A 25,717-nucleotide genomic window follows, 5' to 3' on the forward strand; every position below is an offset into this window, starting at 1 on the left:
ATTAAATATTCTAGCATAAATATAATTTGTAAGTCTATATAATTTCAGAAAATTTAAACACTTACTTCATTTAAATTTCATAATTAGACAAATTTTTAAAAAGATTTAAGTAAGAGTTTTTTCAATAATGGAGATAATAAACTAGGAAGATGTTCTACACCTTCAACAAATATAGAATACTGACCATAGATATTATGAATCGTTTGTTCTATATCTTCTGTTATTGGCTCCTGACTTAAAAATACATTAAAGACTTCAATACCGTATTTTCTTGCATTTTCCACTGCTTCATAAGTATCTATAATACCATCTTGACTGTAATTATATGCAGAAGGTTCCCCATCTGAAAAGACAATTAAAAATCGTTGGTTATGACTGCGTCGAATCAGTCTATCGCTAGCAACGCGTATGGCTACACCATCACGATTATCATCTTGTGGTTCTAGTGCCATAATACGAGGACCATCTTTTTTCATTGTAGAATAGTCATAATGAATGATTTCATCAAAAATATTGGGTTGCTTAGAATCATCAGAGTCGAAAGCATCCTCATTAAATGCAAGTATCTCATGTTTAACATTTAATTCTCGTAATGTTTCATGGAAAAGTACAACGCCTTTTATCGTTTCATCCATTTTGTCATGCATGCTTGCAGAAGCATCAATTAATAAAGTGAACGTTGCATCAAACGATTGACTTAAGTCCTGTTTTTTATAAAATAATTTGTATTGATCATCTATAAACCAATTAATTAAGTCTTTTTGTAGTCGACCTTTAGTTAAATTATGACGTTCATCTTGATGTTCTCTTTCGATTGTCTTTTTAATAATTTTAATTAAATCTTTAATTTCAAATTGAACATCATGTTTAACGTCTTCATATAATTGAAGATATTCAGGTAAAATATCAGGGACTTTCCACTCAATTTCGACATTTTGATTGATACCTTCTAATGCGAATGCACTATTTTGTCCAATAAACCCGCCTTCTTCACGGTCTAATGTATTTTGTGATCCTTTCCCTTTTTTGGTCATCATGTCTGTCATATCATCAGACGAGTCGCCTTCTCTAGCAGTATCATTATCTGCCATAACATCACTATTTTCACCTTCATGAAGTTCCATTTCTAAATAAGCGCCACCTTCAGATTGACTGTCTGCAGATTTAGTTTCAGCTTCTGCCGTAACTGCATCAGTATCTTCTTGTGTTTGATCATGACCATCAGTATTTGCTGCATCTGTACGTTTCAAATCTTCGAATGTTTCAGCTTGAATATCTTCGTATAAATTTTTAGGAATATAATAATATTCGTTTAACATATCTTCTTTCAATAAATCGTCAACTTGATATAATATACGTTCTGCTAAATACATATTGTCTTCTGAAGATTCGTTTTGGAAAAAATTAGGTAAATATTGATACATATTTACTAATACATCATCGAATTTAGGGTGAATTGATGGAATATCAAAGAAGTTTTGATTTATAAAAGCATGTTCTAAATATAAAAATAATAAGTCTGTATATAGTGTTTTTGTTTTGTATACATTAATTTGTGATTCAGTAAATGTGAGTCTAGTTTTCAAGCGTAAATCAATATATTTTGCTGTGCTTGGTCGCATAGTTTTGATTTCATTAAAAATACGCATATCTTCCAATAATTTGAATAATTGTTGGAAAAATTTAGGATGATTAAATTCATCGTTATGAAGTACTTCATTAGTAATATCTACATCCATCATATAATATCCATAAGCAGCTAACATAACATCCGTTTTTAGACCTGCTTCTTCAACGGGTTTTGAGCGATGAGACCAAAACCAACTAGTAATTAATGTATTGTTAAATGGATTATAAAAAGGGAATTTTTGAATTTTGACTTGCGTTTGTTCATTTTTTAAAAGTAAACGTGCTAAGTCTTGCAACATCATAACTTGTTTAGCATCTAATTGTTCATCGTTAAATTTTATGAAACGGTCGCTCATAATAATCCCTCTCTAAAAGTTAAGTTCTATTGCGTTAATAATTGCTTGTTGTTCTCTTTCATCTTCAAGTTTATCGATGATTGTACGTTTGATGGCACGTTCAATTGGCATTACTGTAATTAAATCACTTAAGTCAATGAGGGCACGAATACTTGCTGCTTCTTCAGAGATTTGACCTTGTTTTGACATTGTGCGTAGATCTTCATTGAACTTAATAATTTGTTTGATGATGGCATCATCTTGTAAACGACTTTGCTCTTTAATAACGTTGCTAAGAATGTCTCCATCAATATAATCAACTTGGATAACTACGAAACGGTTTTTAAGTGCTTCGTTCATCGGTAATGTACCGACATAGCCTTCATTAATTGCTGCAATAACGTTGAATCCAGGTTTAGCTTGAATCACTTCACCTGTAAATGGATTCGTAATTCGACGACGATAGTCTAATACACCATTAAGAATTGGTAATGTTTCAGGTTTAGCCATGTTAATTTCATCAATATATAGAATACGGCCTTCTTTCATTGCTTTGATTACTGGTCCATCTATAAATACGATTTCTTGATGACCTTGTTCGTTAGTTTTAATTGTTTTAAAGCCTAATAAACTTTCAGCATCTAAATCAACTGAACAGTTAACTTGATACATCGGTGTATCTACAACTTCACTTAATGTTTCGGCAAGTTTAGTTTTACCAGAACCTGTAGGCCCTTTTAATAATATATTTTTATTTAAATCAAATAGTGCTTTCGCATCGTTAAATACGGAAACATCTGAGTTTTTATATTGTGATTGTGCCATTATTTGCATGCTCCTTTTTAATATGAAAAAGACTAAGACATGTGGGTTGTACTTTCCAATTGTCTTAGTCTTGTTGACTATTGTTTTATCTACTTTTAGTAAAGTTAATTTTAAAATATTATGAAATTAAACTTCTTTAAAGTAAGTTTTATAATAGCCACCAACTAAACCAGAATTATCGATGATTTGATAATATTCTTCTGTTTCATTTATTACATCGTACTGTTTACCAACAGTTAACATATCAGATACAGTGAATTTTTTAGCATCTGTATTTGTAACCTCAACTTTTTTAATAGGTGTGCGTTCTTTCCATGTTTCATGTAACATTTATTGTTCCCTACCTTTATGAATATTTAAGTTATTTATCTAGTGTGTATATAAATGAAATACCACTATTTTCAGTGATTCTTAATGATTCGGAATCATCTTGTTGTAATGTCTGATATGGAATGCCAATATCTTCTAAAGTTTGTTTCGCATTTTCAAAATCAGATTTACTATTTGTTGAAAATTCAACCTGTTCTATCATTTCATTTTCTTGATTAGTAATTTCGTTCTCTGCTTCATACAAATGAAGCTCGCCTCCAAGTCCACCTTCACCTATTTTAAATACTTGAATGACTTGAGTAGCTTCTTCAGAAGGAAGATATTCAGCAAATATATGTAAACCAAATACTTTATTAAGAATTGAAGCTGTAATAGATAATTCATTCACTTTAAGAATAACAGGTCCTAAACCTTGAATTTGATGTAATGGATTTACAGTACTTTCAAATGATGGCATACCTAAAGGGACACCTGTATTATGTTCGTTAGAATAGATATCAAACAATTGTTGGTTATGATCCTCAAAGTTAAAATGCATATTACCATTGAGTTCAGTAATTGAGCTAAAAGATATTTGATGTTGATTTAATATATCTTGATATTCATCCAAACCAGAATCTGACGGTGTTCTTAATCCTACACTATCTATATGTGAATTTTGATAGTCATTGTTTGGAACTTCAACAAAATGTATACGTGTTCCTGGATTTAAATCAGCATCGCCAAATCTTAATGCGTTGTCGCCTTTCTCAGATGAATTTAAACCTAATATATTTTCGAATAATTCTTTCGTTTTAGATAAGTCACTTGTACCTAACGTGACGCTTCTAATTCCGCTCATCTACTGACACCCCTAATCATTTATCTTTACTCTATTATTATAACGTATTTTAACCATGATTTATATGATGAACTCTATTAGAAAATAACTTGAAACGTATATAAAATTCAAAATATTCACCAAGTGTAAAGTTGTTTGTAATTAATTTTTCATATTTGAACAAAAATTCATTTTGGTATTATCGAGAAAGTATATTAAAATGTAAATATAGAGATTAGTGAAGGAGGCATATCATATGTCCAGTATGTGGATTATATTTGCAATTACTGTATTAATTGCTGTTTATTCAGGTATACAAGTTTTTACAAATTTACAAAATAAACAAAAACCAAGTTTTAAATATTTCCTAATTGCTTTTGTTGTGTTTCTTATTTTAGCAATTATTGAAATCTTCATGCTTTATTAAAATATAATGATAAAACGTCCTAATCTTTGAATGATGTTAATAGCGACATAGTAAGCTATGCTTTTAACAGTTAAATTCAAACAGTATTAGGACGTTCTTTTATAGATACTCGGTTTTAGAGAAAATATAATAAAGTAAGGTAGAGCTTAAAATAATATATATCACAAACCATATATTTAATAATAAAAAATCAGTTGATAAAATTTCAGTTAAGGATAGTTGATAATATTGTATAACATCACCAATTGGTGGGATTATCCATAAAATGAATTTTGATATTGGATAATGTTGAATTACTGTTTGTCTTAATATTGATAATAAAACAATCAATATTAAAAGTAACCAACTATATCTTTTTGATAATATGTTTTGAGTATTAATAACGGCTCCAATGATCATTCCTATAATTATGACAAGTATATGTAGATAAAGACCTAAAAATAATTTGGATATTGTTAGATGTTCAGAAAAACTGTGCAATATTATTGGATATATTATAGAAAACAAAATCAGTGGAATCATAATAATAAAACTGAATATCAATTTGTTAGTTAGATACTTTAATTTAGATTGATTTTGAATAAATAGTAATTGTCTTTCAGTATTTGACTCTAATTTAAAATTATTAATAGTTAACCAAGCGGCAACTGGTAACAATATGATAGTGGCTGAAGCGTATGCTGAAAGTACAGGTTGCCCACTATATACATATAACAGAATAATCCAAACGATAAATAATGCATAAGGAGGAATATAGGTATAAGATCGTATCAATTTCTTAAATTGATAATTGAACATTGTCATTAAATGTCACTCTCCTCTTTTACCTTTTTAATTGGAAAGCCAGCTTTGATTAATTCCAAAAGTATTGCATTCATTTGTTTATCTTCAATTTTAATATTGAAAATATCATCTTTATCATTTTCTAGTGTTGTTAATTTGAATTGTTGAGCGATTTCACTATAGAATTGCTTGAATTTTAATTCATCACTTGCTTGAACAGTTATAATTTTATAATGATATTGTTTGTCACTAAGCTTTGTTAATTGATTGGTCTCGATATTGTAAATATGAGTGATAATATTGTTATGAATATGCGCTTCGTGTGAAGTTAAAATAATTGTTGCAGTATGTTTTAATTTATTCAATATATGAATTAAATAGTTTAGAGAACTATCATCTAGTCCATTAAAAGGCTCATCTAAAATGTATACATCTGCTTCCGCTAATAAACATTGTAATATATTAACCTTTTGTTGAGTTCCCTTTGAACAATCTTTAATTTTTTGATTTAAAAATGGAGTTAATTGAAATTTATCTAATGCAGTATTAAGAAATGAGTCATTTTTGTTTGAGTTATATGTATGAATCAGATATTTAATATATTCAGCTATCGTTAAATTAAGATAAGGAGGAAATGCATCTGGAACATAACTCACAGTACCATTAACATTAATTGATCCAGTTGAAGGTTTTAAAAGTTGGGCAATCATTTTCAAAGTAATACTTTTGCCTGTTCCATTATGTCCTTGTATAAGCGTAATCGTATGTTGAGGGATAGACATAGATATCCCCTTTATTATTTCTTTATGATTTATCGTTTTATATATTTTATCCGCAACAATAGCATCTGTATTCATCATTTTCACCTTATCATTCATTACTTAATTTCATTATTAAAATCATATTATCATTCAACATTTAAAAGTGATATACAACTATAGTATTAATTATAAAAAAACAACGGAGAAACGAATCCCCGTTATTTTTATTTTATTCAATTTACGAATATAAAATTAAGATTCTAATAATAAATCTTCAGGATTTTCAATTAATTCTTTAATTGTTTTTAGGAATCCTACTGCTTCTTTACCATCGATGATTCTGTGGTCATAACTTAAAGCAATGTACATCATTGGACGATTTTCAATTGTATCTTTATCGATTGCAATTGGACGTGTAATGATTGAGTGCATACCTAAAATTGCAGCTTGGCTACCATTAATAATTGGTGTACTCATCATTGAACCGAAGATACCACCATTAGTAATAGTAAATGAACCGTTAACCATATCGTCTAAGCCTAATTTTTTGTCGCGTGCTTTAACAGCTAAGTTTGCGATTTCTTCTTCGATTTCAGCGAAGTTTTTCTTATCACAATCTCTTACGAATGGTACTAGTAATCCATCTTCAGTAGAAACGGCAATACCAATATCATAGTATTGTTTAGTAATCATGTCTTCGCCATCAATTTCAGCGTTAACTTCAGGATATTTTTTAAGTGCAGCTACTGCAGCTTTAGTGAAGAATGACATGAAACCTAATTTAGTACCATCGTGATCTTTAATGAATTGTTCTTTCTTACGTTTACGTAAATCCATAACGTTAGTCATATCAACTTCATTGAAAGTTGTTAACATTGCTGTGTTATTAGATACTTCTAATAATTTTTTAGCAGCTGTTTTCTTTCTACGTGACATTTTTTCACGAATAACTGGTTTAGATGGTTTGTCGCTTGATTTTTTAGCTTCATTACCAGAAGGTTTGTTATCACTTTGTGATGATTGTTGTTGGTTTTGATTGTTATTAATATCTTCTTTTCTTACAACGTCGTTTGATTTTCCAACCACTTCGTTTAAGTCAACGCCATTTGCACGTGCATGACGACGCGCTGAAGGTGTTGCTTTAACAAATTGGTTATTAGATGAATCATCTTGTGATTGATCAGATGATTGATTATTATCATTTGATTGTTGAGTTGTTTCTTTAGCTTGTTGATCGTCTTTATTAGTTTCATCATTATTTTGTGGAGTTTGATTGTCTGATGAACCACTTGAAGCATTACCACTTCCTTCACCAACAACTGCGATAGCTTGACCTACTTCAACTGTGTCGCCTTCGTTAGCAAGTTGTTCTGATAATACACCTGCTTCTTCTGATACAACTTCTACGTTAACTTTATCTGTTTCTAATTCAAGAATAGCTTCACCTTTATCTACGCTATCTCCAACAATTTTTAACCATTCTGCAATGGTACCTTCTGTAATTGATTCTGCTAATTCTGGAACTTTAACCTCTGGCATTTTATTTTTCCCCCTATTTATTTAGTAATGCTACTTTCAATAATATTATTTTGAACAAGTTTGTGGATTTCACCGTCACCTTCAGCTGGTGCTGCCCTTTGGATTCTTCCATGATAACTTAAATTATATTTATCGCCAACAAGTGATTTAAGGTATGGATAAACGAATAACCATGCACCTTGGTTTTTAGGTTCTTCTTGTACCCAAGACACTGTCTCAAGGTTTGGTAATTCATCGAAAATAGCTTTAATTTCATCTTCTGGGAATGGATATAATCTTTCGACAGCTACAAGTAATACAGACTCATCTGGATTTTTAGCTAAATATTCTTTTAAGTCTATAAATACTTTACCTGACGCTAAAATAACTTTTTTCACTTTATTTGCATCATATTCTTCAGCAAGAACTGGTTGGAAACCACCAGATGTAAACTCATTAATTGGTTTAGCCACTGTTTTATTACGTAATAAACTTTTAGGTGACATTACAATCAATGGTCTCATTTCTTCAGAATCTAAACTTGCTGCTTGTGCACGTAATAAATGGAAGTAGTTACTTGCACTAGATAAATTAACTACAGTACTGTTATTTTCAGCTGCAAGTTGTAAAAATCTTTCAAGACGTGCTGATGAATGTTCTGGACCTTGTCCTTCATAAGAATGTGGTAAGAACAATGTTAAACCTGAACGTTCGCCCCATTTTGCACGTGCGCTTGATAAGAAGTTATCAAACATCATTTGAGCCATGTTTGAGAAGTCCCCGTATTGTGCTTCCCAAATATTAAAGCTACCTTTATTTTCAACATTATAACCATATTCGAAACCTACAACTGCTGCTTCTGATAATGGTGAATTATGAATGTCGAATGTCGCTTTTTGGTCAGGTACATGATGTAACGGAGTATATGTGTCCCCATTTTCTTCATCGTGTAGTACCGCATGACGGTGACTGAATGTACCTCTTTCACTATCTTGACCAGTTAATCGAATTGACGTTCCATCTTGTAAAATTGTAGCAAAAGCAAGTTGTTCAGCTTGAGCCCAATCAACTAAGCCATCTTCTTTTTCAAATGGTTCTCTACGTTTTTCAAGAACTTTATTTAGTTTTTTCAGAACGTTGAAACCTTCAGGATAAGTTAACATTGCATCATTGATTTCTTTTAAGTGATCGAATGAGAATTCTTTATCATCACTTTGCAATGGTTGTTGTAATGCCTCAGGTTTTTCCATATCTGGATTATCCATTTTATCTGATTTGTCGATTTTGTCATGCGCTGCACGCATTTCTTTTTGAACGTTATCAATGATTTGATTCATTTCGTCTTCACTGATAATGCCTTCTTCGACTAATTTCTTACCATAAACAAGTTCTACAGAATCATGCTTGCGGATATTGTGATATGGTAATGGATTTGTGATAGATGGTTCATCCATTTCATTATGTCCATAACGTCTGTAGCCAACTAAATCAATTACGACATCTTTGTGGAATTCTTTACGGAATTCCATTGCAATATCAATCGCTTCGATTGTTGCTTCTACGTCATCAGCATTAACATGTAAAATTGGCACGTCATAGCCTTTTGCAACGTCAGTAGAATATGTTGTTGAGCGACCATCTGTTGGTTCAGTAGTGAAACCAATTCTATTATTTGTAACGATGTGCAATGAACCACCTGTAGAATAACCTTCAAGATCTCCTAAGTTCATTGTTTCAAAGTTAATACCTTGACCTGGATATGCAGCATCACCATGAATAATAATTGGCATCGCTCTATGGAAGTCAGTTTGTGGTGCACCAGCTTGTTGAGTATTATCTTGGGCAGCACGCGTACGACCTTCAACAACGGGTGCTACAATTTCCAAATGACTTGGATTATTTGCTAGAGCAATTCGTTGTTCAATACCGTATGAGTCAGTTGTTTTAATACCGCCTAAGTGATATTTAACATCGCCTGTCCAACCAGCTGTTAGTTCTAAACTACCGTCTTCTGGTAAGAACTTCATTGGATCAGTATGCATGAATTCTGAAATCATCATTTCATAAGGTTTTTCTAAAACGTGAGTCAATACATTTAATCGACCACGGTGTGCCATACCAATTTGAATATTAGTAATACCTTCTTCACCAGCACGAGTGATTGTTTGTTGTAACATTGGAACTAACGTATCAACACCTTCGATTGAAAAACGTTTAGCACCTACAAAGTTTTTGTGTAAATATTTTTCGAATCCTTCTACATGAGCTAATTTGTTAAATAATTCTGTTTTTTGTTGATTATTTAATGTAGCTTTGTAAGGTGTTTCGATACGGCGTTTTAACCATACACGCTCTTTATTATTATTAATGTGCGTGTATTCAAACGCAATTGGTCCTTTGTATCTTTTTTCCATACGAACAATGGCTTCATAAGCATTATCGTAAATATCAGTAAAATGTTCTGATACGATTCCAGCTGAAATGTTTTCCAAAGTGGCTTGGTCTAAATCGAAATCTTCTATTTCTAATTTAGGAATATGTTTACGCTCTGGAGGATTGACTGGATAAATATCTGCTTTTAAATGTCCGTATTGTCTAATATTATCGATTAATCTCATGACACGTTTAATTGTGCTGTCACCAGATTGTGAACCACCGCCATTTGCGGCTGGTTTAGCCTCGATATGAGCTTCCCCTGTTTGAATTGTACTAAATAGGACTTGTAAATCTTCGGGTACTGATGAAGGATCTTGTAGATAATCATCATATAAATCTAGCATTAACCCTAGATTTGCGCCGAAGTTTACAGGTGCCTCTGTAACTTCTCTCTTGTCCTTTGTCATATTACACCCTCCACAAAAATGTTGAAACGCTTACAACACAATAATAGCATTATTTCAAATTTTGTTAAAGTGGATTTACCTATTATTGTAAAAAAACAGAACCAAGATAATTTTGGTTCTGAATTAATTGAAATATATGAATTGATCGGGTGAACGGTAGCTTAATATACATTTTGAATTTAAATAGTTAAATATAAGGATCAATGATATAAAGTCAACGTTTAATGATTTGTTTTTTAGAAGATAATTCTAAAGGTTGTAAATTGATTGACTTCACTTTCGACTTGAATGAATCCACCATTTAATTGAACAATTTTATCAGCAATTGATAAGCCTAAGCCATTACCACCTTGACTACGTGCACGCGATTTATCAACACGGTAGAAACGGTCGAATATAAATTCTAAATCTTGTTTTGGAATACCAAGACCATGGTCAGTGATTTCAATACTCGTTTGTTTATTTTTTAATTGAGTGCGGATTTGGATATATTTATTTTCATTATCATATTTCATCGCATTATCAATAAAAATTAAAATGAGTTGTTCAAATTGATGTCGATTCATTTGAAGTTTAATCGGCTTTTCATCTAAATCGATATCGAAAGTATAATCAGGATGTAATTGTTTTAAAGATTTAACTCTAGATAATATTTCAGAATTAATATCTACAAGTTCTTCTTGAGATTGTCCGCTATTTACATTATCTTTTGTTAATAAAAGTAATTCTTCTACAAGTTTAGTAATACGATTCATTTCTTCAAGTGAAATATTAAGAGATTCTTCTAATACTGCAGGATCTTTTTTCCCCCATCTTTGAATCAAGTTTAAATGACCTTGGATAATTTGTAGTGGCGTTCTAAGTTCATGAGACGCATCTTCCACAAATTGACGTTGCTGATTAAAAGATTCTTCAATATGAAACATCATTTCATTAAATGTGCATATTAGATTATCTGTTTCTTCGTAATTGGTAGTTAGTTCTAGTTTGTTTTGGAAGCCATCACGTCGAATTTGATTCATCTTATTAGACATTGTGACAATTGGTTTTGTAATTTGAGATGAGAAAATGTAACTCACCATAGCTGTGACAAATGTCGCAATTAAACCAAATGCTATTGCAACAATATATAAAGATTGAACAAGATGTTCATAACTTTCTAATGAATGAACTAATATGCTATAACCATCGAACTTTTTGGAATGAATACGTTCAGTGATCACTAAGTAGTCAACGCCTTTATAATTAACGACTTTTACACGTTCTGGGTGTGATAGTCCTACATTTGAAGGTATTGTAGGTAAATTTTCACTAGTTGTTTGAAGTAATTTTTTACCTTTATCATCAAATATAGATACTTCTTGAAAATTCTCTAATGACGCATTTAAGTCTAATGCAGATATATCTTCTGGTGGCTTAGAGTGTAATAAATTGATAATGTCATTGGAACTTTTCTCTGCTTCATCTAACTCACTATTATGTAGTGCTTCTTTCAGAAAAAAGATGATGATTAAACAAAATAGAACAATTGTGACAAACGTAATTAAAGTTGTAATTAACATCCATTTGTATTTGAGTTTTCGTTGTTTCATCATCGTATCACGTACCCAACACCGCGAACGGTTTCAATCACTTTATCTTTACCAAAAGGTTTGAGTTTATTTCTTAAATACCTGATATAAACATCTACTACATTGGTTTCAACTTCAGAATTATAACCCCAAACATGATCTAATATTTGTTCACGTTGTAATACGTGATTTCTATTTTCTGCCAGGATATAAAATAAATCATATTCAGTTTTAGTTAAGTCGAGTTGTGTACCATCAACTGTTACTTCGAATGCTTCTTTATCTAAAACAATACCATTAATATTAATAGTATCCTTTTGAGGTTGGCGTCGCAGAATTGCTCTAATACGAGCAAGTAATTCTTCAATATCAAATGGTTTAACAATATAATCATCGGCGCCATAATCCAGTCCAGCGACTTTATCATAAGTATCACTTTTAGCTGTAATAATAATTATAGGTATGGTTTGTTCTTGACGAATTTGTCTACATATCTCAAGTCCATTAATGTTTGGTAACATCAAATCTAAGATAATAAGATCATATGTTTTATTTAGTGCTTTTTCGAGACCAGTGGCACCATCATTTTCAATATCAACTTGATAATTTTCATGTGTTAATTCAAGTTCGATAAACCGAGCTAAATTTTGTTCATCTTCTACTAGTAAAATATTTGTCATTTTTGCACCTCTTAATATGACTATATATGTTTGAAATAAATATTTTGTATGTTATAAATATGTATCATAAATTAATAAATATGTAAAAGTTAATGTGATTATTTTTGTTTATGTCAAAGTGGCCTCATTTCAATGTCTTTTGTTATTAAGTAAAATATAAAAGTATTGTTTATACATCCTACTTTAAAACGTAATAATCTTAGGTAAATTGAAAGAGTTCAACGCATTATTATGTATTGTCATAACGAGTTATGTTGTTAACTAAATTTTATCATACTTTCAATGGTGTTATTATCAGTATTGAGAACTATTTTTGTAGGGATATTTAAGCAAAAATGCTTTGGTTGAGGATTTCTTAATCCTTTTAATAATAAATCATAAAATTTTCAGGATTCTAATTGACAATGATTCTCAGTCGTGTATAATAATAATTCAAAATGATTATCAATACCAAAAAGAACTTTCCCCCCACATATATTTCGTTCTTATGTATTGGTCATTTTCATAATCCCCTTTTATATGCCCGTAAAAGACTAACGTTGGAGACGACGTTCAAATAAAGTAGTAAACCTTTAGACACTTGAGGTTTACTACTTTTTTTACTCCCTCTTACGAATTGATTCGTTAGAGGGAGTTATGCATGAGTAAGGCTCATGCGAACCTAGAAACCTTACGAATTGATTCGTTAGAGGGAGTTATGCATGAGTAAGGCTCATGCGAACCTAGAAACCTTACGAATTGATTCGTTAGAGGGAGTTATGCATGAGTAAGGCTCATGCGAACCTAGAAACCTTACGAATTGATTCGTTAGAGGGAGTTATGCATGAGTAAGGCTCATGCGAACCTAGAAACCTTACGAATTGATTCGTTAGAGGGAGTTATGCATGAGTAAGGCTCATGCGAACCTAGAAACCTTACGAATTGATTCGTTAGAGGGAGTTATGCATGAGGAAAGCTTATACGAACCGAAGAGTTATTAGAATTCAATCGTTAGAGAATTCTGTATAAGTTGATTATAATTGATAATGTATTTCAATTAATTGATACGATAAATCTATTGGAGGGATTTTTAAATGTTTATTGCACAAGTTACTTTTTCTACATCAGATGAATCTGCAAAAGAAGTTTTATTAAAAAAAGCCGAAAATGCGAAATCTGATTTTGAAGGATTCGAAGGTTTAATTGATGCTGAAGTATGGAAAAATGAAACAAAATCAAAAATAGAATATTCTATTGTATCAAAATGGGATGAGAAAAAATCATTCCAAAATTGGGTGTCCAGACCAAGTCATGTCGAGGAACATAAAAAAATGAGAAAAGAAGAAAAAGAACAACAAGACAGTCTCAAAAATAAAATAGAAAAAACTCTAAAACAGTATGAACTTTTTGATTAAAATCTATAGTGAATGATATTAAAAAAAAGAGCATTAAGATGACTTTAATTCCAATCATCTTAATGCTCTATTCTTTATGATATTAATATATTACATTGAAAAGTTAGCTAATGTAGTTATCCATTTCTGATGTCCATTAATCATAGGATAAGTGTTGTCACTAGCCATGTCTTTCGCTGGTTTACCAATTTGTGATTCTTGAGTTAAAATTCTTAGTCTATTATGGGATAATTTTTCAATAAGCCAAGCATGATAAACATCTAAGAATTCATCACCTGTTGCATTATTCCAGCCATGCCATGCGATTCTTGCAATATTATCTTCAACCATACATTCTTCAACTTCAGCTTCTATATCAAAACCGAATGTTTTAAATTTAAAACGTGTATTTTGTTTTAAAACTGGAGAATCTTGATTATACATATAAATATCGCTACTATTTGAATAGTAATTTTCCCATTTAGAAGTGTTTAATAAACTCTCTATAACATTATCAAATGATAAATCTTTAACGATGATTTCATTTGAAGCAAAATTATCTGTTGTACCTGGTAACCATTTTTCTGGCCATTTAATTTCATTTAACATTTAAGTCATTCCTTCCCAATTGATTTTAATTAATAGTAGCATTACATATTTAACTTGAGAAGAACGCACTTTAATGTAAGATAGTATCCAAAAGGTAAGTATGGATTAATAGATACTAACTATCTGTTGGCTTAACAATATAATCTCCCATAAACTCCTCTCCCCAATTACACATTTCATTTAAAATATGTTCCAATGTTTTTCCGTAGTCTGTCATATAATATTCTGTTTTAGGAGGTACTTCTGGGTAAATGACCTTTTCAATGAACCCTTCTTTTTGTAGTTCTTTAAGCTGTTGACTTAACATTTTTGGAGAAGCTTGAGGTAGTAATCGTTGGATTTCATTAAAACGTAAAGTATTATTTAGGAGGTACCACAATATAATAGGTTTATATTTTCCACCAATTAAACTAATTACTGCTTCTACTGGACAGTTATATGTTTTATGTGTCATCTTTTCGCTCCTTTCTTAGTTATATACATATATAGAAAAATGAGAGGAATATATCTAATGTTAATTTAGATATATGCCCCTCTAAGTAAAATAGTATCTCTTCAAATTTAAGTGCTTTGTAATTTATTGTTTAAGATCAATGTTGATAAAACAATACTAAAGGCTCCGCCTATAATACCAGCGATAATGTCTGTTGGATAATGTACGCCTAAGTATACACGAGATGTTGACACCATTAATATTAGTGAGGCTGCTAAGCCAATAAGTACGCCTTTAGATAAACCTGAATCAGTTCTATTAAGAATATAAATGATACTACCAAAATAAGAAGTAGATCCCATTGCATGACCGCTTGGGAAACTAAAACCAGTAATATCGATTAAACGTAATAACGTTGGTCTTTCTCTATCAAAGATGTTTTTTAATACAGGGTTTAAAATACTAGATAAACTCATCACAATTACAAAAAAGAGTGTTTCTATTCTTAAACGTTTTAACATTAAATAAGCGATTAGTATTAAAGATAAACATACCATTGCCCAAACTTCACCGAGTTTTGTTGCACCTAACATAATAGATGTAGTGATGAAGCTTTCTGAGGCATAAATGAACTCATATACTTCATTATCAATCCACTTACCTAATCGAGATTCGTGAAAGAATGCAATGATACCGAATATCAAAGTAAAAATGATAAGTAATGAAATTCGTTTTAATCGACTCATTGCAATATTCCCCCTATTGATTCAAAGCATCTTTGATAATTTTATCGTATATATCTTCTTTAGTGTAACTTTCTTTGTAAGTTTGCATTTGTTTAATGATGTCATCACGGTTAGATTCGATATGGTTAAGTTCTTGTATCAATCTTACTTGTGTAAGTTCATCTTCAGGAATAGCACGACCATAACCTTTAGATTCGAAGTTTTTCGCATTATCTATTTGATCACCACGGGATTGATCTAATCCTAAAGGAATTAATAACATTGGTATTCTTAATGTTAAAAATTCATATATTGCATTTGAACCTGCACGACTGACAACAGTATCAGTAATAGCTAATAAATCAGTTAAATCATCTTTAACAAATTCAAACTGTATATATCCCTCTTTATTTATTGAATTATCTACTAATCCTTTACCTGTAAGATGAATAACTTGATATAGTTGTAATAAAGCTTCTAAATTTTCTCTTATAGCGTCATTTAATTTTTTACTTCCTAAACTACCACCCATAACAAGTAACACTTTTTTGTCTTGTTTAAAATCAGTTAATTGGTAACCACGTTGTTTATCACCTTGTTTTAAATCTTCACGTACTGTTGCGCCAACAAAGTCTGCTTTGTCTTTAGGTAAGTAATTTAATGTATCTTCAAATGTTGTATAGATTTTTTTAGCAAATTTCAATGCAATTTTATTGGCTAAACCTGGTGTTAAATCTGACTCATGAATGATTGTAGGAATTTTTAAAGAACGAGCTGCAATCACTACTGGTACAGAAACAAACCCACCTTTAGAAAATAATAAATCTGGCTTTTGTTTTTTTAGAATTTTGCGAGCATCTAAAACACCTTTTAAAACTTTAAAGATGTCTTTAGCATTATCAAATGATAAATAGCGTCGTAATTTACCACTAGAAATTGGATAATATGGAATATTTGGTAATTGAGATTCAATCATTTCCCTTTCTATTCCAGATTTTGATCCAATATAAAAAGCTTCATCGCCTTTGTCTGTTGCAGTTGGAATCAGACTTAAGTTAACTGAAACGTGTCCAACTGTTCCTCCACCTGTAAATGCGATTTTAGTCATAAATATAACCTCTATTCTTATATGTTTTTATAATATGCGTAAAATGGTGCACCGCGATCGAAAGGATGATAATCAATTTCGGCTTCGCCCACTTTTGTAAAGCCAAATTTTTCGAATAATCCTTGAGCTGGTTTATTAAGTGCAAATGTATCAGTCAAAATGACATGAACACCGTGCTCTTCTGTCATATCTACTGCAAATTGGAATAATTCAGTAGCAGCACCTTTATAAGACTGAGAACCAGCTAAACGGTGTATCACATATGCCCCTTTACGATCAATAGGCCATTCTAGTTCATCATACCATTCTGATTGATTTTGGTCGATGACAATAAAACCATAAATTTCATTATCAACATCTAATACATAAAGTGTTTCAGATTCGATATCTTCTTCAAAATGTTCAGTGACAGGGTATTTGTCATCCCACTGATTATTGTTGAATTTCTCCATAATTTCTTTTGCTTCTTCTACTAAATTCTCAATACTTGAAAGATCATTTTTTGTTGCTAATCTAATCATAATCTAAAACACCTCTTTGTATTTATAGTTATAGGTTAAAAAGCTTTCATCATTTAATTCACATATTTTAATCTTTTTAAACTTATTTCAACTTCTTGATTAATTTATCTAAAACTGTGTCATTTTTATTAGATTTTTCGACTAATTTTAGAGTGAATTTATCATTTGTTTCTTTATCAAATTCACCTGTTACTTTTAAATTGTTGTCTTCTTGGAATTTCTTAATAGCCGATTCTAAGCTTGAATCAAATGTTTTAGATTCGTTATCAACTTTGAATCCTAATGCAGTTAACCCAATTTTCATTGTTTTAACATGCTTGCTTTCATCACCGATTTTATATGTTTTCTTATTAGGTATGACATTTAGAGATTGATATTTTGGAGTTTCTATTTTTACATCTGGTTGAATACCTTTACCATGAATATAATGGCCATCAGGTGTTAACCATTTCATTTCTGTATATTTCAATAGTGAACCATCATCAAATTCACGTGTTGTTTGAACAATACCTTTACCAAATGATTTAGAACCATAGACTTTAGCTTTGTGATAATCTTTGAGTGCGCCAGTGAATACTTCTGATGCACTTGCTGAACCTTCATTAATTAGGATTGAAACTTTCATGTCTTTAGCTTCTTTTAATGGGTCATTTTCTGTTTTAAGTTGTTGTTTGTCATCACCTTTTTGAAGTTGGACAACAGTTTTGTCTTTATCTATGAAAATATTTGCCATTTTCACAGCTTCATCTAATAATCCACCTGGATTGTTACGTAAATCTAAAACAATATCTCGTACACCTTGTTTGTGTGCTTTCTTGACAGCATTTTTAAGTTCGCCAGAAGTATTGTTTTGGAATTTATTAATTGTGATTATGCCAACATTATCTTTCTTCTCATATTCAACACTTTTAACATGAATAGTATCACGTTTAATTGAAATATCTTTTTCTACTGAGCCTCGTTTAATCGTTAAGACTACTTTTGTTCCTTTTTTACCTCTAACCATTTTGACGACTTCATCTAGTGGCTTATTCTTTATTGATTTATGATTAACTTTTGTAACAACATCTTTCGGTTTGATCCCTGCTTTTTCCGCTGGGGAGCCTTTCATAGGGCTAGTAATACTAATTTGATCGTTTTTCTTTTGCATTTCAGCGCCTATACCGACAAAATCACCGGACACACCTTCATTGAATGATTTCGTTTGTTCTTTAGTCATATATTCTGAATAAGGATCTTTTAATTCTTTAACCATACCGTCTATAGCTGCTTGTGATAGTTTGTCAGATTTTTGTTTTTTATAGTAATCTTTATTTAAAGTTTTATAAACATATTCAATCTTATGTAAATTTGCACGTTGTTCCTTATTTAAACCACTCATGTGATGACTGATTAGTATTGTTGCTGCAACGGTAATAGCCGCAGTTATAACGATAATACCTATTAGTAAAGTAATCAGTTGCCATAATTTAAGATGAATTGGTTTCTTTGGTTTATCTTTCTTCTTATCTTGTATTGAATTTTGTTGCTCATCTGGCGTTTGATCCTCTTTATAATTAGTCACATAATCACTCCTTTTAAAAATGGTGACAATTCAATTTGATGTCTTTGAGTGAAACATCTTTATGATAACTTTATCTTTATTTTAAATTCAATTTAATACATTTAATCATTTGCTTTCAAAATGATACTTACAGTATGTATGGATTATTCTTCAAAATCAACTGAAATATAACATGATAAAGTTAAAAAGAATTTAAAATAAGCCTGTAACAAAATTCTATTGTCACAGGCGATAAATACATAATTATTAAAATTTAAGCCATTCAGTATATTCTTCATATAAATCATCGAAGACTGACATAGATAGAGTAAAATCACCATGAGTTTCGATATATTCAGATAGTTCGTTGAAATCATTCTCATGACGTGGGAATGCTAAATCTTCAAATATTTGTTCAGCTAATTTCCCTTTATCATCTTTTCTACCTCTAACTGTCATAGCGAATTGATAAAATGAATAATTTTTCATTAGTTCATTGTCACATCAATGACTTTTGTTTCACCTTTAACTGCTGCTTGAACATCATCAAAATGAATTGATGCTGCTTGATCAGAATTAGTAATAATTACAGGAGAAATAACTGATTTTGCATTATTTTTAATGTATTCAACATCGAATTTGATAATTGGATCTCCAACTTTAACATTGTCACCACTATCCACTAATACTTCAAAACCTTCACCGTCTAATTGAACAGTATCTAATCCGATATGAACTAATAATTCAAGTCCATTTTCAGCTTTTAGACCAATAGCATGTTTTGTAGGGAAAACATTATCTACTGTACCTTCGATTGGTGATACCACAGTACCCTCTGTTGGGTTAATACCAAATCCTTCGCCCATCATTTTCTGAGCAAATACTGGGTCTGGAATGTCTTCGATTTTAACGTATTCACCTGATAATGGTGAATAAACTTGAATATTTTTATCTACTTCTTTACTTTTACCGAATAATTTTTTAAACATTTTGTTCCACTCCTATTTCTCAAAGTGTTGTATTAAGTCACCGTAACCTAATTCTTCTAATTTGTCATATGGTATAAATTGAATTGATGCTGAATTGATACAATATCTTAAACCGCCTTTATCTTTAGGACCATCGTTAAATACATGTCCTAAATGACTATTTGCATCTTCAGAACGTACTTCAGTTCTAACCATACCAAACGTTTTATCTACTAGCTCGATAATTTCTTCATCGTCGATTGCTTTCGAAAAGCTAGGCCAACCACAATCAGATTCGAATTTCTCTTCTGAAGTGAATAATGGTTTGCCAGACAATTTATCGACATATATACCTTTTTCAAAATGATTCCAATATTCATTTTGAAATGGAGGTTCTGTTCCATTTTCTTGTGTAACAAGATACTCCATATCATTTAATTCATCTTTATTCTTCTTAATCATGTTGAGACCCCCAATGTGATTCTATAAATGCTTTTCTGCCTGAACCTCGTTGATATTGTTCGTAATGTTCAGGATTTTTCTTATAGTAATCTTGATGATAGTCTTCTGCAGGATAGAAGTTTTTATATGGTTTAACTGGAGTAATAACAGGTTTCTTAAAAATACCTTGTTCATCAATTTGTTGTTTCTTAAGTATTGCAGCTTTACGTTGTTCTTCGTCATGGTAAAAAATGATAGGTTGATAACTTTCACCACGGTCGAAAAACTGACCCCCATCGTCTGTAGGGTCAAATGTTTTAAAGTAAACATCTAAAATATTTTCAAATGAAGTTATTTCAGGATCATAGGTAATTTGCACAGTTTCTACATGACCAGTTTGATTAGTACATACTTGCTCATAAGTAGGATTTTCTACATGCCCACCACTATATCCAGAAACAACTGATTTAATACCAGGATATGATGTGAATGGTTTTACCATACACCAAAAACAACCTCCAGCTAACGTTGCATAAGCCATTTGATTGCCTCCTTCCTATTTTGTTAATAATTTACGATATTATATTAAAGAAATAAAGATAAACGCTCAAAAGTTTATAAATATCTATATATTGGATTAGTTTTCGCGAACAACAACCAATCCAATAGCGCCTTTACCTGTATGTGTTGAAATGACAGGTGTTGTAACATTTACATCATAATTATGGAAATTAAAAGCTTCTGTAAATGTATTTTTAACTTTATCTACAAAATCCATGGCATTTGCGTGAGTAATACCTACTGATTTAAGTTTATGATTTTCAATGAATTCAGAAATTTCTTTTTTTAAATAATTGATACTAGTGTTTTGTGTTCGAGCGTTGTGAACGAGTTCCAATTTACCATCATTGAGCGTACCTATAGGTTTGATTTTCATGATATTACCTATAAGTCCTTTAGTTTTACTTATACGTCCACCTTTAATTAATTGATTTAATTGGCCAATTACTACAAATAACTTAGTGTTGTCTTGCAACTTTTTAACACTATCAACAATATCAGATGTTGACGTACCTTCTTCGATAAGTTCAACGATATGTTTAATTTGATAAGCTAGACCGTTAGAAATAGATTTGGAATCAATTACAGTGACATTAGCATCTACCATTTGACTAGCTTGGTAAGCTGTATTATACATACCGCTTAAACCAGAAGATAAATGTATGCTAATAATTTCTACATCATCTTTCCCAAGTTTTTCATAAACGTTAATTATTTCTCCGATAGAAGCCTGACTTGTTTTAACATCAGCATCTTGTTCTAAATAGTCAATATATTCCGAAGATGTAATGTCAACTTGGTCAACATAAGATTTACCATTAATTGTAAGATTTAATGGGATTACATGGATTGCGTTTTCTTTTAAATAACTTTGAGGTAAATCTGAAGTAGAATCTGTAACGATAACTTGCTTAACCATAAATAGTCCCCCTATGATTTTTTCCTTATTAAATGTAAAAATGTATGTGGAATAGTATTTTTTTCGTCTAGTTCGCCTTCAACTGAGGACTCAACTTCCCAATCTTCAAAAGTATAACGAGGAAAGAAAGTATCTCCTTGAAACTTACCATTAACCACAGTTATATACATATCGTCTACTTTATCAATCATTTCTTCAAACAAAGTTTGGCCACCGAATATAAACACATGACCTGTTAAATCTTTTATTTCTTCAAAAGAGTGAATAACGTCCACACCTTCAGGATGAAATGACTTATTATTAGTCAAAACAACGTTACGTCTATTAGGTAAAGGTTTGCCTATAGATTCATATGTTTTTCTTCCCATAACTAATGTATGACCTGTAGATAATTGTTTAACATGTTTAAGATCATTAGGAAGATGCCATGGTAATTGATTTTGATAACCTATGACTCTTTGTTGATCATGTGCGACTAAAATAGATAATGTCATTTCATTGTCCTCCTTGATATGTGGGCATTAGTGTATCGATTTCATAAATTAAATGTAACATAAATTGGATACAATTCGTTACTATTAGGTAGTAATTAAGGAAGTTTTCTAAAGATAAATTTGAAAATTTGTAAAATACTTATCAATATTAAGATTAATTTAAAAATTATACTGCAATTGGTGCCTTGATAGCTGGATGAGACTCATAGTTAATTAATTCTATGTCTTCATAGTCGATATCAAAAATAGATTTATCTGAGTTAATTTTGATTTGAGGTGGATTGAAACTATCACGAGAAAGTTGTTCTTGTACAGCATCCATATGATTTGAATAAATATGTGCATCACCAAAAGTATGGACAAATTCCCCAACCTCTAAACCGCATTCTTTAGCTATTAAATGAGTAAGTAAGGCATAGCTTGCAATATTAAATGGAACACCTAAAAAGATATCTGCACTACGTTGATATAATTGACAACTTAATTTTCCATCTTGTACATAGAATTGGAACATCGTATGACACGGAGGTAATGCCATTGTATCGATTTCAGTTGGGTTCCAAGCTGAAACGATATGACGGCGTGAATTAGGATTTTGTTTAATTTGCTCGATAACAGTTTTAAGTTGATCAAAATGGTTGCCATCTTTATCTTCCCAATCTCTCCATTGTTTACCGTATACATTTCCTAAATCACCATATTTTTGTGCGAACGTATCATCAGTTAAAATTTTCTCTTTGAATTTCTTCATTTCAACTTTATATAATTCGTTAAAATCACTATCTTGTAATGAACGATGGCCAAAATTTGTCATATCTGGACCATGATAATCATTAGAATTAACATAATTTTCAAAAGCCCATTCATTCCAAATATTATTATTGTATTTTAATAAATATTGGATATTTGTATCCCCTTTGATAAACCATAATAATTCTGTAGCTACAAGTTTAAACGAAACTTTCTTAGTCGTTAATAAAGGAAAGCCTTTGGATAAATCAAATCTTAGTTGATGACCAAATTTTGAAATTGTGCCTGTATGTGTACGATCATCTCGTTGATTTCCAATGTCTAAGATTTCTTCACAAAGACCGTGATATGCTGCGTCGAATGAATTGAACATGGTTGTATACATCCTTTCTATATTTTATGTAATGAAGTGGAATCCTATTATCTTTCAATAGTCACATTAATATTATTATACTTGTAATTAGACGCATAAAAAAGTATGAAACAAGATATTTGATAAAATTAATGAAGGGTCAATTTTTCTTATTAATAAAAAAGCGATACAGGACACTCAAATTAATATGAGCCTCCCGTATCACTCTAATCAGCATTATTTTGTTTCACAATAATCGTCGAATGCATCTTTTAAATCCATTGCGATATCGTTAATATCTCTACCTTCGATATGTTCTCTAGGCATGAAATGAACGAGATTTTGTCCTTTAAATAATGCGAATGAAGGACTTGAAGGTACTTGTTGAATATATTCACGCATTGTTTCAGTAGCTTCTTTATCTTGTCCTGCAAAGACAGTTACTTTATGAGTTGGTTTAGCTTCATTTTGTTCAGCAACTGCTACTGCTGCTGGGCGTGCTAAACCTGCTGCACAACCACAAGTAGAATTAATAACAACAAATGTTGTATCGTCTTCATTTACATTATTCATATATTGATTTACTGATTCGCTAGATTCTAAACTTTCAAACTCATGATCTGTAAGTTCAGAGCGCATTTGTTGTGCAAGTTCTTTCATATATTGATCATAGGCATTCATAATTTTATGCTCCTTTTAGTAATTATTAGGATTTATTTCTATTAGCGATTTGTTTCCAAACTGAACCTAGGGCTTCATCCCCATTTTCTATTCTAGAAATGGCCATTTCAATTTGTAATTTAACTTCATACGCTGAATCATTAGCATGTGCTTTTAAGCTATTTAGCTGTTGCTCGTTTCCTTCATCAAAAATAAACATAGCAGCTCTCCAACGAACGATTTTTTGAGGATCATCTAATGCTTTTTCCATTTCTGGAAGTGCTTCTTTATAACCTAAGTCACTTAAACAATCCCCTGCAGTTCGTCGTACGGCAGGACTCTTATCGTGTAACCCTTTATAAATATAAGGTAAAATGTCTTTATCCTCAACCATACCTAGTAAAACTACAGCCTCACGACGAAGCGGAATCTTTTCCTCATTTAATGCATAATCTAATAAAGGAATATCGTCAAAAGTCGGCGTTGGAAATGCTTTAAGCATACGTAATTTTTCTTTCCAATCAGAAGCTTGTTGAAATTCAGCTAATGTTACATGTTTATAATGACTTTCGGGGATAACAATATCTGTTTCTAGTGCTTCGTTAACTAATTGTTCTATTCTTGACGCTGGGTATAACGCTAATATTTCTTCATAAACGTCATCCATGACTTCATCTATGTCGCCATATCGTATGCCTAAATTTTCCCATTTTCTTAGAAAAACGACATTATCATTATCTTTTTGAGCTTTTAGCATATTGTCTACATAAAACTCTGGCAATTGTTTACGTTTTTCATCTTGCTGAGTTGATAATTTAATTTGATATGGTATACCCTTAAACATTAATGCTTCTGCCTTAATCTCGCCATAATGTTCATCTGGTTGATATTCTTGATTCTCATTTTCTTCATTATTTAGAGTAGATGTAATTAATGGCAAAACATTCTCCCAATCGGCTTTTGGTTGTTTATCTATAGCTAGAAAATCCATAACATGGAAAATAGACTTAACACCTTCAAGATTTAATAAATCATTAATATATTGAGGTTGTTGTTCGTTTACCTCAGTATAAGTATTTGATTTATTGTCTTGCCTCTTTTCAGATAGAACAATTTTCATAGTATTAGGACTCGGTGTAGGTTCTACACGTAAAATTTCCATAAATGTGTCCCTCCATGAAATTAAATTTGATTATTGGTTGAATTTATCTTCAATTTGAGGAATAAGTGTATTCCAATCAGCTTGATCCTCTTTATCTACAGAGATGAAATCCATAACGTAAAAAATAGATTTCACACCGTCGATATCGAATAATGCATTGATAAATTCAGGTTGTCCTTCTTGAGCTTCTGTATAAGTATTTGATTTCATATCTTCACGTGATTCATTTAAAGTGATTTTCATAGTGTTGTGGTTTGGTGTTTCTGAAATTGAAACAATTTCCATATTAACTACCTCCTATTGAAGTTCGTTTCCAATTTGTTTGATTTGTTTACCAATTGAACATTCATTGATACAAAAATGATGTGCCTGCGTCTTATTTTCAGTCTTTCTTATATGCGACTTTAATGGACATTGATGACAATACGTAGTCAATAATTGATCAATTCGATTTATAGCTTGTTGTTCGGAATAAGTAAGTATATTCTCAACTCCCTTTAGCTATAGCGTTTATTATGTCGCAAATAAAGAGATACATTTAGTTTTTAATACTACCTCAATCATTCACATGTAAAC

General features: G+C 31.0%; 29 protein-coding genes and 1 pseudogene. 2 read left to right on the forward strand and 28 right to left on the reverse strand.

Annotation, left to right across the window (positions count from 1 at the left end):
• Positions 1 to 95 precede the first annotated feature (95 nt).
• The 4 genes from GVY01_RS04530 to GVY01_RS04545 form a co-directional block, all read right to left on the reverse strand.
• A complete protein-coding gene (locus GVY01_RS04530; RefSeq protein ID WP_017636524.1) occupies positions 96 to 1,985 on the reverse strand; it encodes a vWA domain-containing protein in 1,890 nt (629 codons plus the stop codon).
• Between the two features lie 12 nt (positions 1,986 to 1,997).
• On the reverse strand, positions 1,998 to 2,789 hold the full coding sequence (locus GVY01_RS04535) for an ATP-binding protein (protein WP_159333654.1): 792 nt from the start codon (positions 2,787 to 2,789) through the stop codon (positions 1,998 to 2,000).
• Positions 2,790 to 2,915: 126 nt separating this feature from the next.
• Positions 2,916 to 3,119, reverse strand: a complete 204-nt coding sequence (locus GVY01_RS04540; RefSeq protein WP_002451189.1) for a DUF6501 family protein — start codon at positions 3,117 to 3,119, stop codon at positions 2,916 to 2,918.
• Between the two features lie 31 nt (positions 3,120 to 3,150).
• Positions 3,151 to 3,960: a VOC family protein gene (locus GVY01_RS04545; RefSeq protein ID WP_017636522.1), complete on the reverse strand. Its 810-nt coding sequence runs from the start codon at positions 3,958 to 3,960 to the stop codon at positions 3,151 to 3,153.
• Positions 3,961 to 4,195: 235 nt separating this feature from the next.
• Here GVY01_RS04545 and GVY01_RS04550 point away from each other — a divergent pair, with 235 nt between their 5' ends.
• Entirely contained in the window at positions 4,196 to 4,366 is a 171-nt protein-coding gene (locus GVY01_RS04550; protein ID WP_046466674.1) for a hypothetical protein, read from the forward strand.
• Positions 4,367 to 4,465: 99 nt separating this feature from the next.
• On the opposite strand, the gene GVY01_RS04555 is transcribed toward GVY01_RS04550, so the two are convergent.
• The 7 genes and pseudogenes from GVY01_RS04555 to GVY01_RS12600 all read right to left on the reverse strand — a co-directional run.
• Positions 4,466 to 5,170, reverse strand: coding sequence for a hypothetical protein (locus GVY01_RS04555; RefSeq protein WP_046466675.1), 705 nt, complete (start codon positions 5,168 to 5,170; stop codon positions 4,466 to 4,468).
• On the reverse strand, positions 5,170 to 6,009 hold the full coding sequence (locus GVY01_RS04560) for an ATP-binding cassette domain-containing protein (RefSeq protein WP_159333655.1): 840 nt from the start codon (positions 6,007 to 6,009) through the stop codon (positions 5,170 to 5,172). Before GVY01_RS04560 ends, GVY01_RS04555 begins: the two co-directional genes overlap by 1 nt.
• A 153-nt stretch (positions 6,010 to 6,162) precedes the next feature.
• Positions 6,163 to 7,449 carry a dihydrolipoyllysine-residue succinyltransferase gene (gene sucB, locus GVY01_RS04565; protein ID WP_159333656.1) on the reverse strand — a complete coding sequence of 429 codons (1,287 nt, stop codon included), beginning with the start codon at positions 7,447 to 7,449 and terminating at the stop codon, positions 6,163 to 6,165.
• A 17-nt stretch (positions 7,450 to 7,466) separates the two neighbouring features.
• Positions 7,467 to 10,271 carry a 2-oxoglutarate dehydrogenase E1 component gene (locus GVY01_RS04570; RefSeq protein WP_017638000.1) on the reverse strand — a complete coding sequence of 935 codons (2,805 nt, stop codon included), beginning with the start codon at positions 10,269 to 10,271 and terminating at the stop codon, positions 7,467 to 7,469.
• A gap of 236 nt (positions 10,272 to 10,507) precedes the next feature.
• Complete coding sequence (locus GVY01_RS04575; RefSeq protein ID WP_017638001.1) at positions 10,508 to 11,866, reverse strand: HAMP domain-containing sensor histidine kinase; 1,359 nt, start codon at positions 11,864 to 11,866, stop codon at positions 10,508 to 10,510.
• Complete coding sequence (locus GVY01_RS04580; RefSeq protein ID WP_017638002.1) at positions 11,863 to 12,522, reverse strand: response regulator transcription factor; 660 nt, start codon at positions 12,520 to 12,522, stop codon at positions 11,863 to 11,865. Before GVY01_RS04580 ends, GVY01_RS04575 begins: the two co-directional genes overlap by 4 nt.
• A 389-nt stretch (positions 12,523 to 12,911) precedes the next feature.
• Positions 12,912 to 12,998 (reverse strand): annotated as a pseudogene (locus GVY01_RS12600) (hypothetical protein); the annotation flags it as partial.
• A gap of 597 nt (positions 12,999 to 13,595) precedes the next feature.
• Here GVY01_RS12600 and GVY01_RS04585 point away from each other — a divergent pair.
• On the forward strand, positions 13,596 to 13,916 hold the full coding sequence (locus GVY01_RS04585; protein ID WP_017638004.1) for an antibiotic biosynthesis monooxygenase family protein: 321 nt from the start codon (positions 13,596 to 13,598) through the stop codon (positions 13,914 to 13,916).
• Between the two features lie 90 nt (positions 13,917 to 14,006).
• Here the strand turns inward: GVY01_RS04585 and GVY01_RS04590 are convergent, their stop codons facing one another.
• From GVY01_RS04590 to GVY01_RS04670, 17 genes are all read right to left on the reverse strand, one after another.
• Positions 14,007 to 14,504 (reverse strand): hypothetical protein, encoded by a 498-nt coding sequence (locus GVY01_RS04590; RefSeq protein WP_017638005.1) that lies wholly within the window; start codon positions 14,502 to 14,504, stop codon positions 14,007 to 14,009.
• A gap of 115 nt (positions 14,505 to 14,619) precedes the next feature.
• On the reverse strand, positions 14,620 to 14,958 hold the full coding sequence (locus GVY01_RS04595) for a winged helix-turn-helix transcriptional regulator (RefSeq protein ID WP_029055352.1): 339 nt from the start codon (positions 14,956 to 14,958) through the stop codon (positions 14,620 to 14,622).
• 107 nt (positions 14,959 to 15,065) lie between these two features.
• Positions 15,066 to 15,683: a phosphatase PAP2 family protein gene (locus GVY01_RS04600; RefSeq protein ID WP_046466678.1), complete on the reverse strand. Its 618-nt coding sequence runs from the start codon at positions 15,681 to 15,683 to the stop codon at positions 15,066 to 15,068.
• A 13-nt stretch (positions 15,684 to 15,696) separates the two neighbouring features.
• Complete coding sequence (locus GVY01_RS04605) at positions 15,697 to 16,770, reverse strand: undecaprenyldiphospho-muramoylpentapeptide beta-N-acetylglucosaminyltransferase (protein WP_017638008.1); 1,074 nt, start codon at positions 16,768 to 16,770, stop codon at positions 15,697 to 15,699.
• Positions 16,771 to 16,787: 17 nt separating this feature from the next.
• Entirely contained in the window at positions 16,788 to 17,291 is a 504-nt protein-coding gene (locus GVY01_RS04610) for a GNAT family N-acetyltransferase (RefSeq protein ID WP_017638009.1), read from the reverse strand.
• Positions 17,292 to 17,373: 82 nt separating this feature from the next.
• On the reverse strand, positions 17,374 to 18,807 hold the full coding sequence (locus GVY01_RS04615; RefSeq protein WP_375543605.1) for a S41 family peptidase: 1,434 nt from the start codon (positions 18,805 to 18,807) through the stop codon (positions 17,374 to 17,376).
• Between the two features lie 294 nt (positions 18,808 to 19,101).
• A complete protein-coding gene (locus GVY01_RS04620; protein WP_017638011.1) occupies positions 19,102 to 19,323 on the reverse strand; it encodes a YozE family protein in 222 nt (73 codons plus the stop codon).
• Entirely contained in the window at positions 19,323 to 19,823 is a 501-nt protein-coding gene (locus GVY01_RS04625) for a PTS sugar transporter subunit IIA (RefSeq protein WP_017638012.1), read from the reverse strand. The genes GVY01_RS04620 and GVY01_RS04625 overlap by 1 nt, the downstream gene beginning before the upstream one ends.
• A 12-nt stretch (positions 19,824 to 19,835) precedes the next feature.
• A complete protein-coding gene (msrB, locus tag GVY01_RS04630) occupies positions 19,836 to 20,264 on the reverse strand; it encodes a peptide-methionine (R)-S-oxide reductase MsrB (protein ID WP_017638013.1) in 429 nt (142 codons plus the stop codon).
• Positions 20,257 to 20,784, reverse strand: a complete 528-nt coding sequence (gene msrA / locus GVY01_RS04635) for a peptide-methionine (S)-S-oxide reductase MsrA (protein ID WP_159333658.1) — start codon at positions 20,782 to 20,784, stop codon at positions 20,257 to 20,259. Before msrA ends, msrB begins: the two co-directional genes overlap by 8 nt.
• A 96-nt stretch (positions 20,785 to 20,880) precedes the next feature.
• Complete coding sequence (locus tag GVY01_RS04640) at positions 20,881 to 21,723, reverse strand: DegV family protein (protein ID WP_017638015.1); 843 nt, start codon at positions 21,721 to 21,723, stop codon at positions 20,881 to 20,883.
• Positions 21,724 to 21,734: 11 nt separating this feature from the next.
• Entirely contained in the window at positions 21,735 to 22,217 is a 483-nt protein-coding gene (locus GVY01_RS04645; RefSeq protein WP_017638016.1) for a dihydrofolate reductase, read from the reverse strand.
• A gap of 166 nt (positions 22,218 to 22,383) precedes the next feature.
• On the reverse strand, positions 22,384 to 23,340 hold the full coding sequence (locus GVY01_RS04650) for a thymidylate synthase (protein WP_017638017.1): 957 nt from the start codon (positions 23,338 to 23,340) through the stop codon (positions 22,384 to 22,386).
• A 216-nt stretch (positions 23,341 to 23,556) separates the two neighbouring features.
• Positions 23,557 to 24,000 carry a bacilliredoxin BrxA gene (brxA, locus tag GVY01_RS04655; protein ID WP_017638018.1) on the reverse strand — a complete coding sequence of 148 codons (444 nt, stop codon included), beginning with the start codon at positions 23,998 to 24,000 and terminating at the stop codon, positions 23,557 to 23,559.
• A 25-nt stretch (positions 24,001 to 24,025) separates the two neighbouring features.
• Positions 24,026 to 25,141, reverse strand: coding sequence for a conserved virulence factor C family protein (locus GVY01_RS04660; RefSeq protein ID WP_017638019.1), 1,116 nt, complete (start codon positions 25,139 to 25,141; stop codon positions 24,026 to 24,028).
• A 30-nt stretch (positions 25,142 to 25,171) separates the two neighbouring features.
• The gene (locus tag GVY01_RS04665; protein WP_017638020.1) at positions 25,172 to 25,426 is read right to left on the reverse strand and encodes a NifU N-terminal domain-containing protein; all 255 of its coding nucleotides are present in this window, start codon (positions 25,424 to 25,426) and stop codon (positions 25,172 to 25,174) included.
• Positions 25,427 to 25,438: 12 nt separating this feature from the next.
• The gene (locus GVY01_RS04670) at positions 25,439 to 25,624 is read right to left on the reverse strand and encodes a zinc-finger domain-containing protein (protein WP_081581220.1); all 186 of its coding nucleotides are present in this window, start codon (positions 25,622 to 25,624) and stop codon (positions 25,439 to 25,441) included.
• Between the last annotated feature and the right edge of the window lie 93 nt (positions 25,625 to 25,717).

Origin of the sequence: Staphylococcus sp. 8AQ, assembly GCF_902506595.1 — a bacterium.
Lineage (GTDB): Bacteria > Bacillota > Bacilli > Staphylococcales > Staphylococcaceae > Staphylococcus > Staphylococcus pasteuri.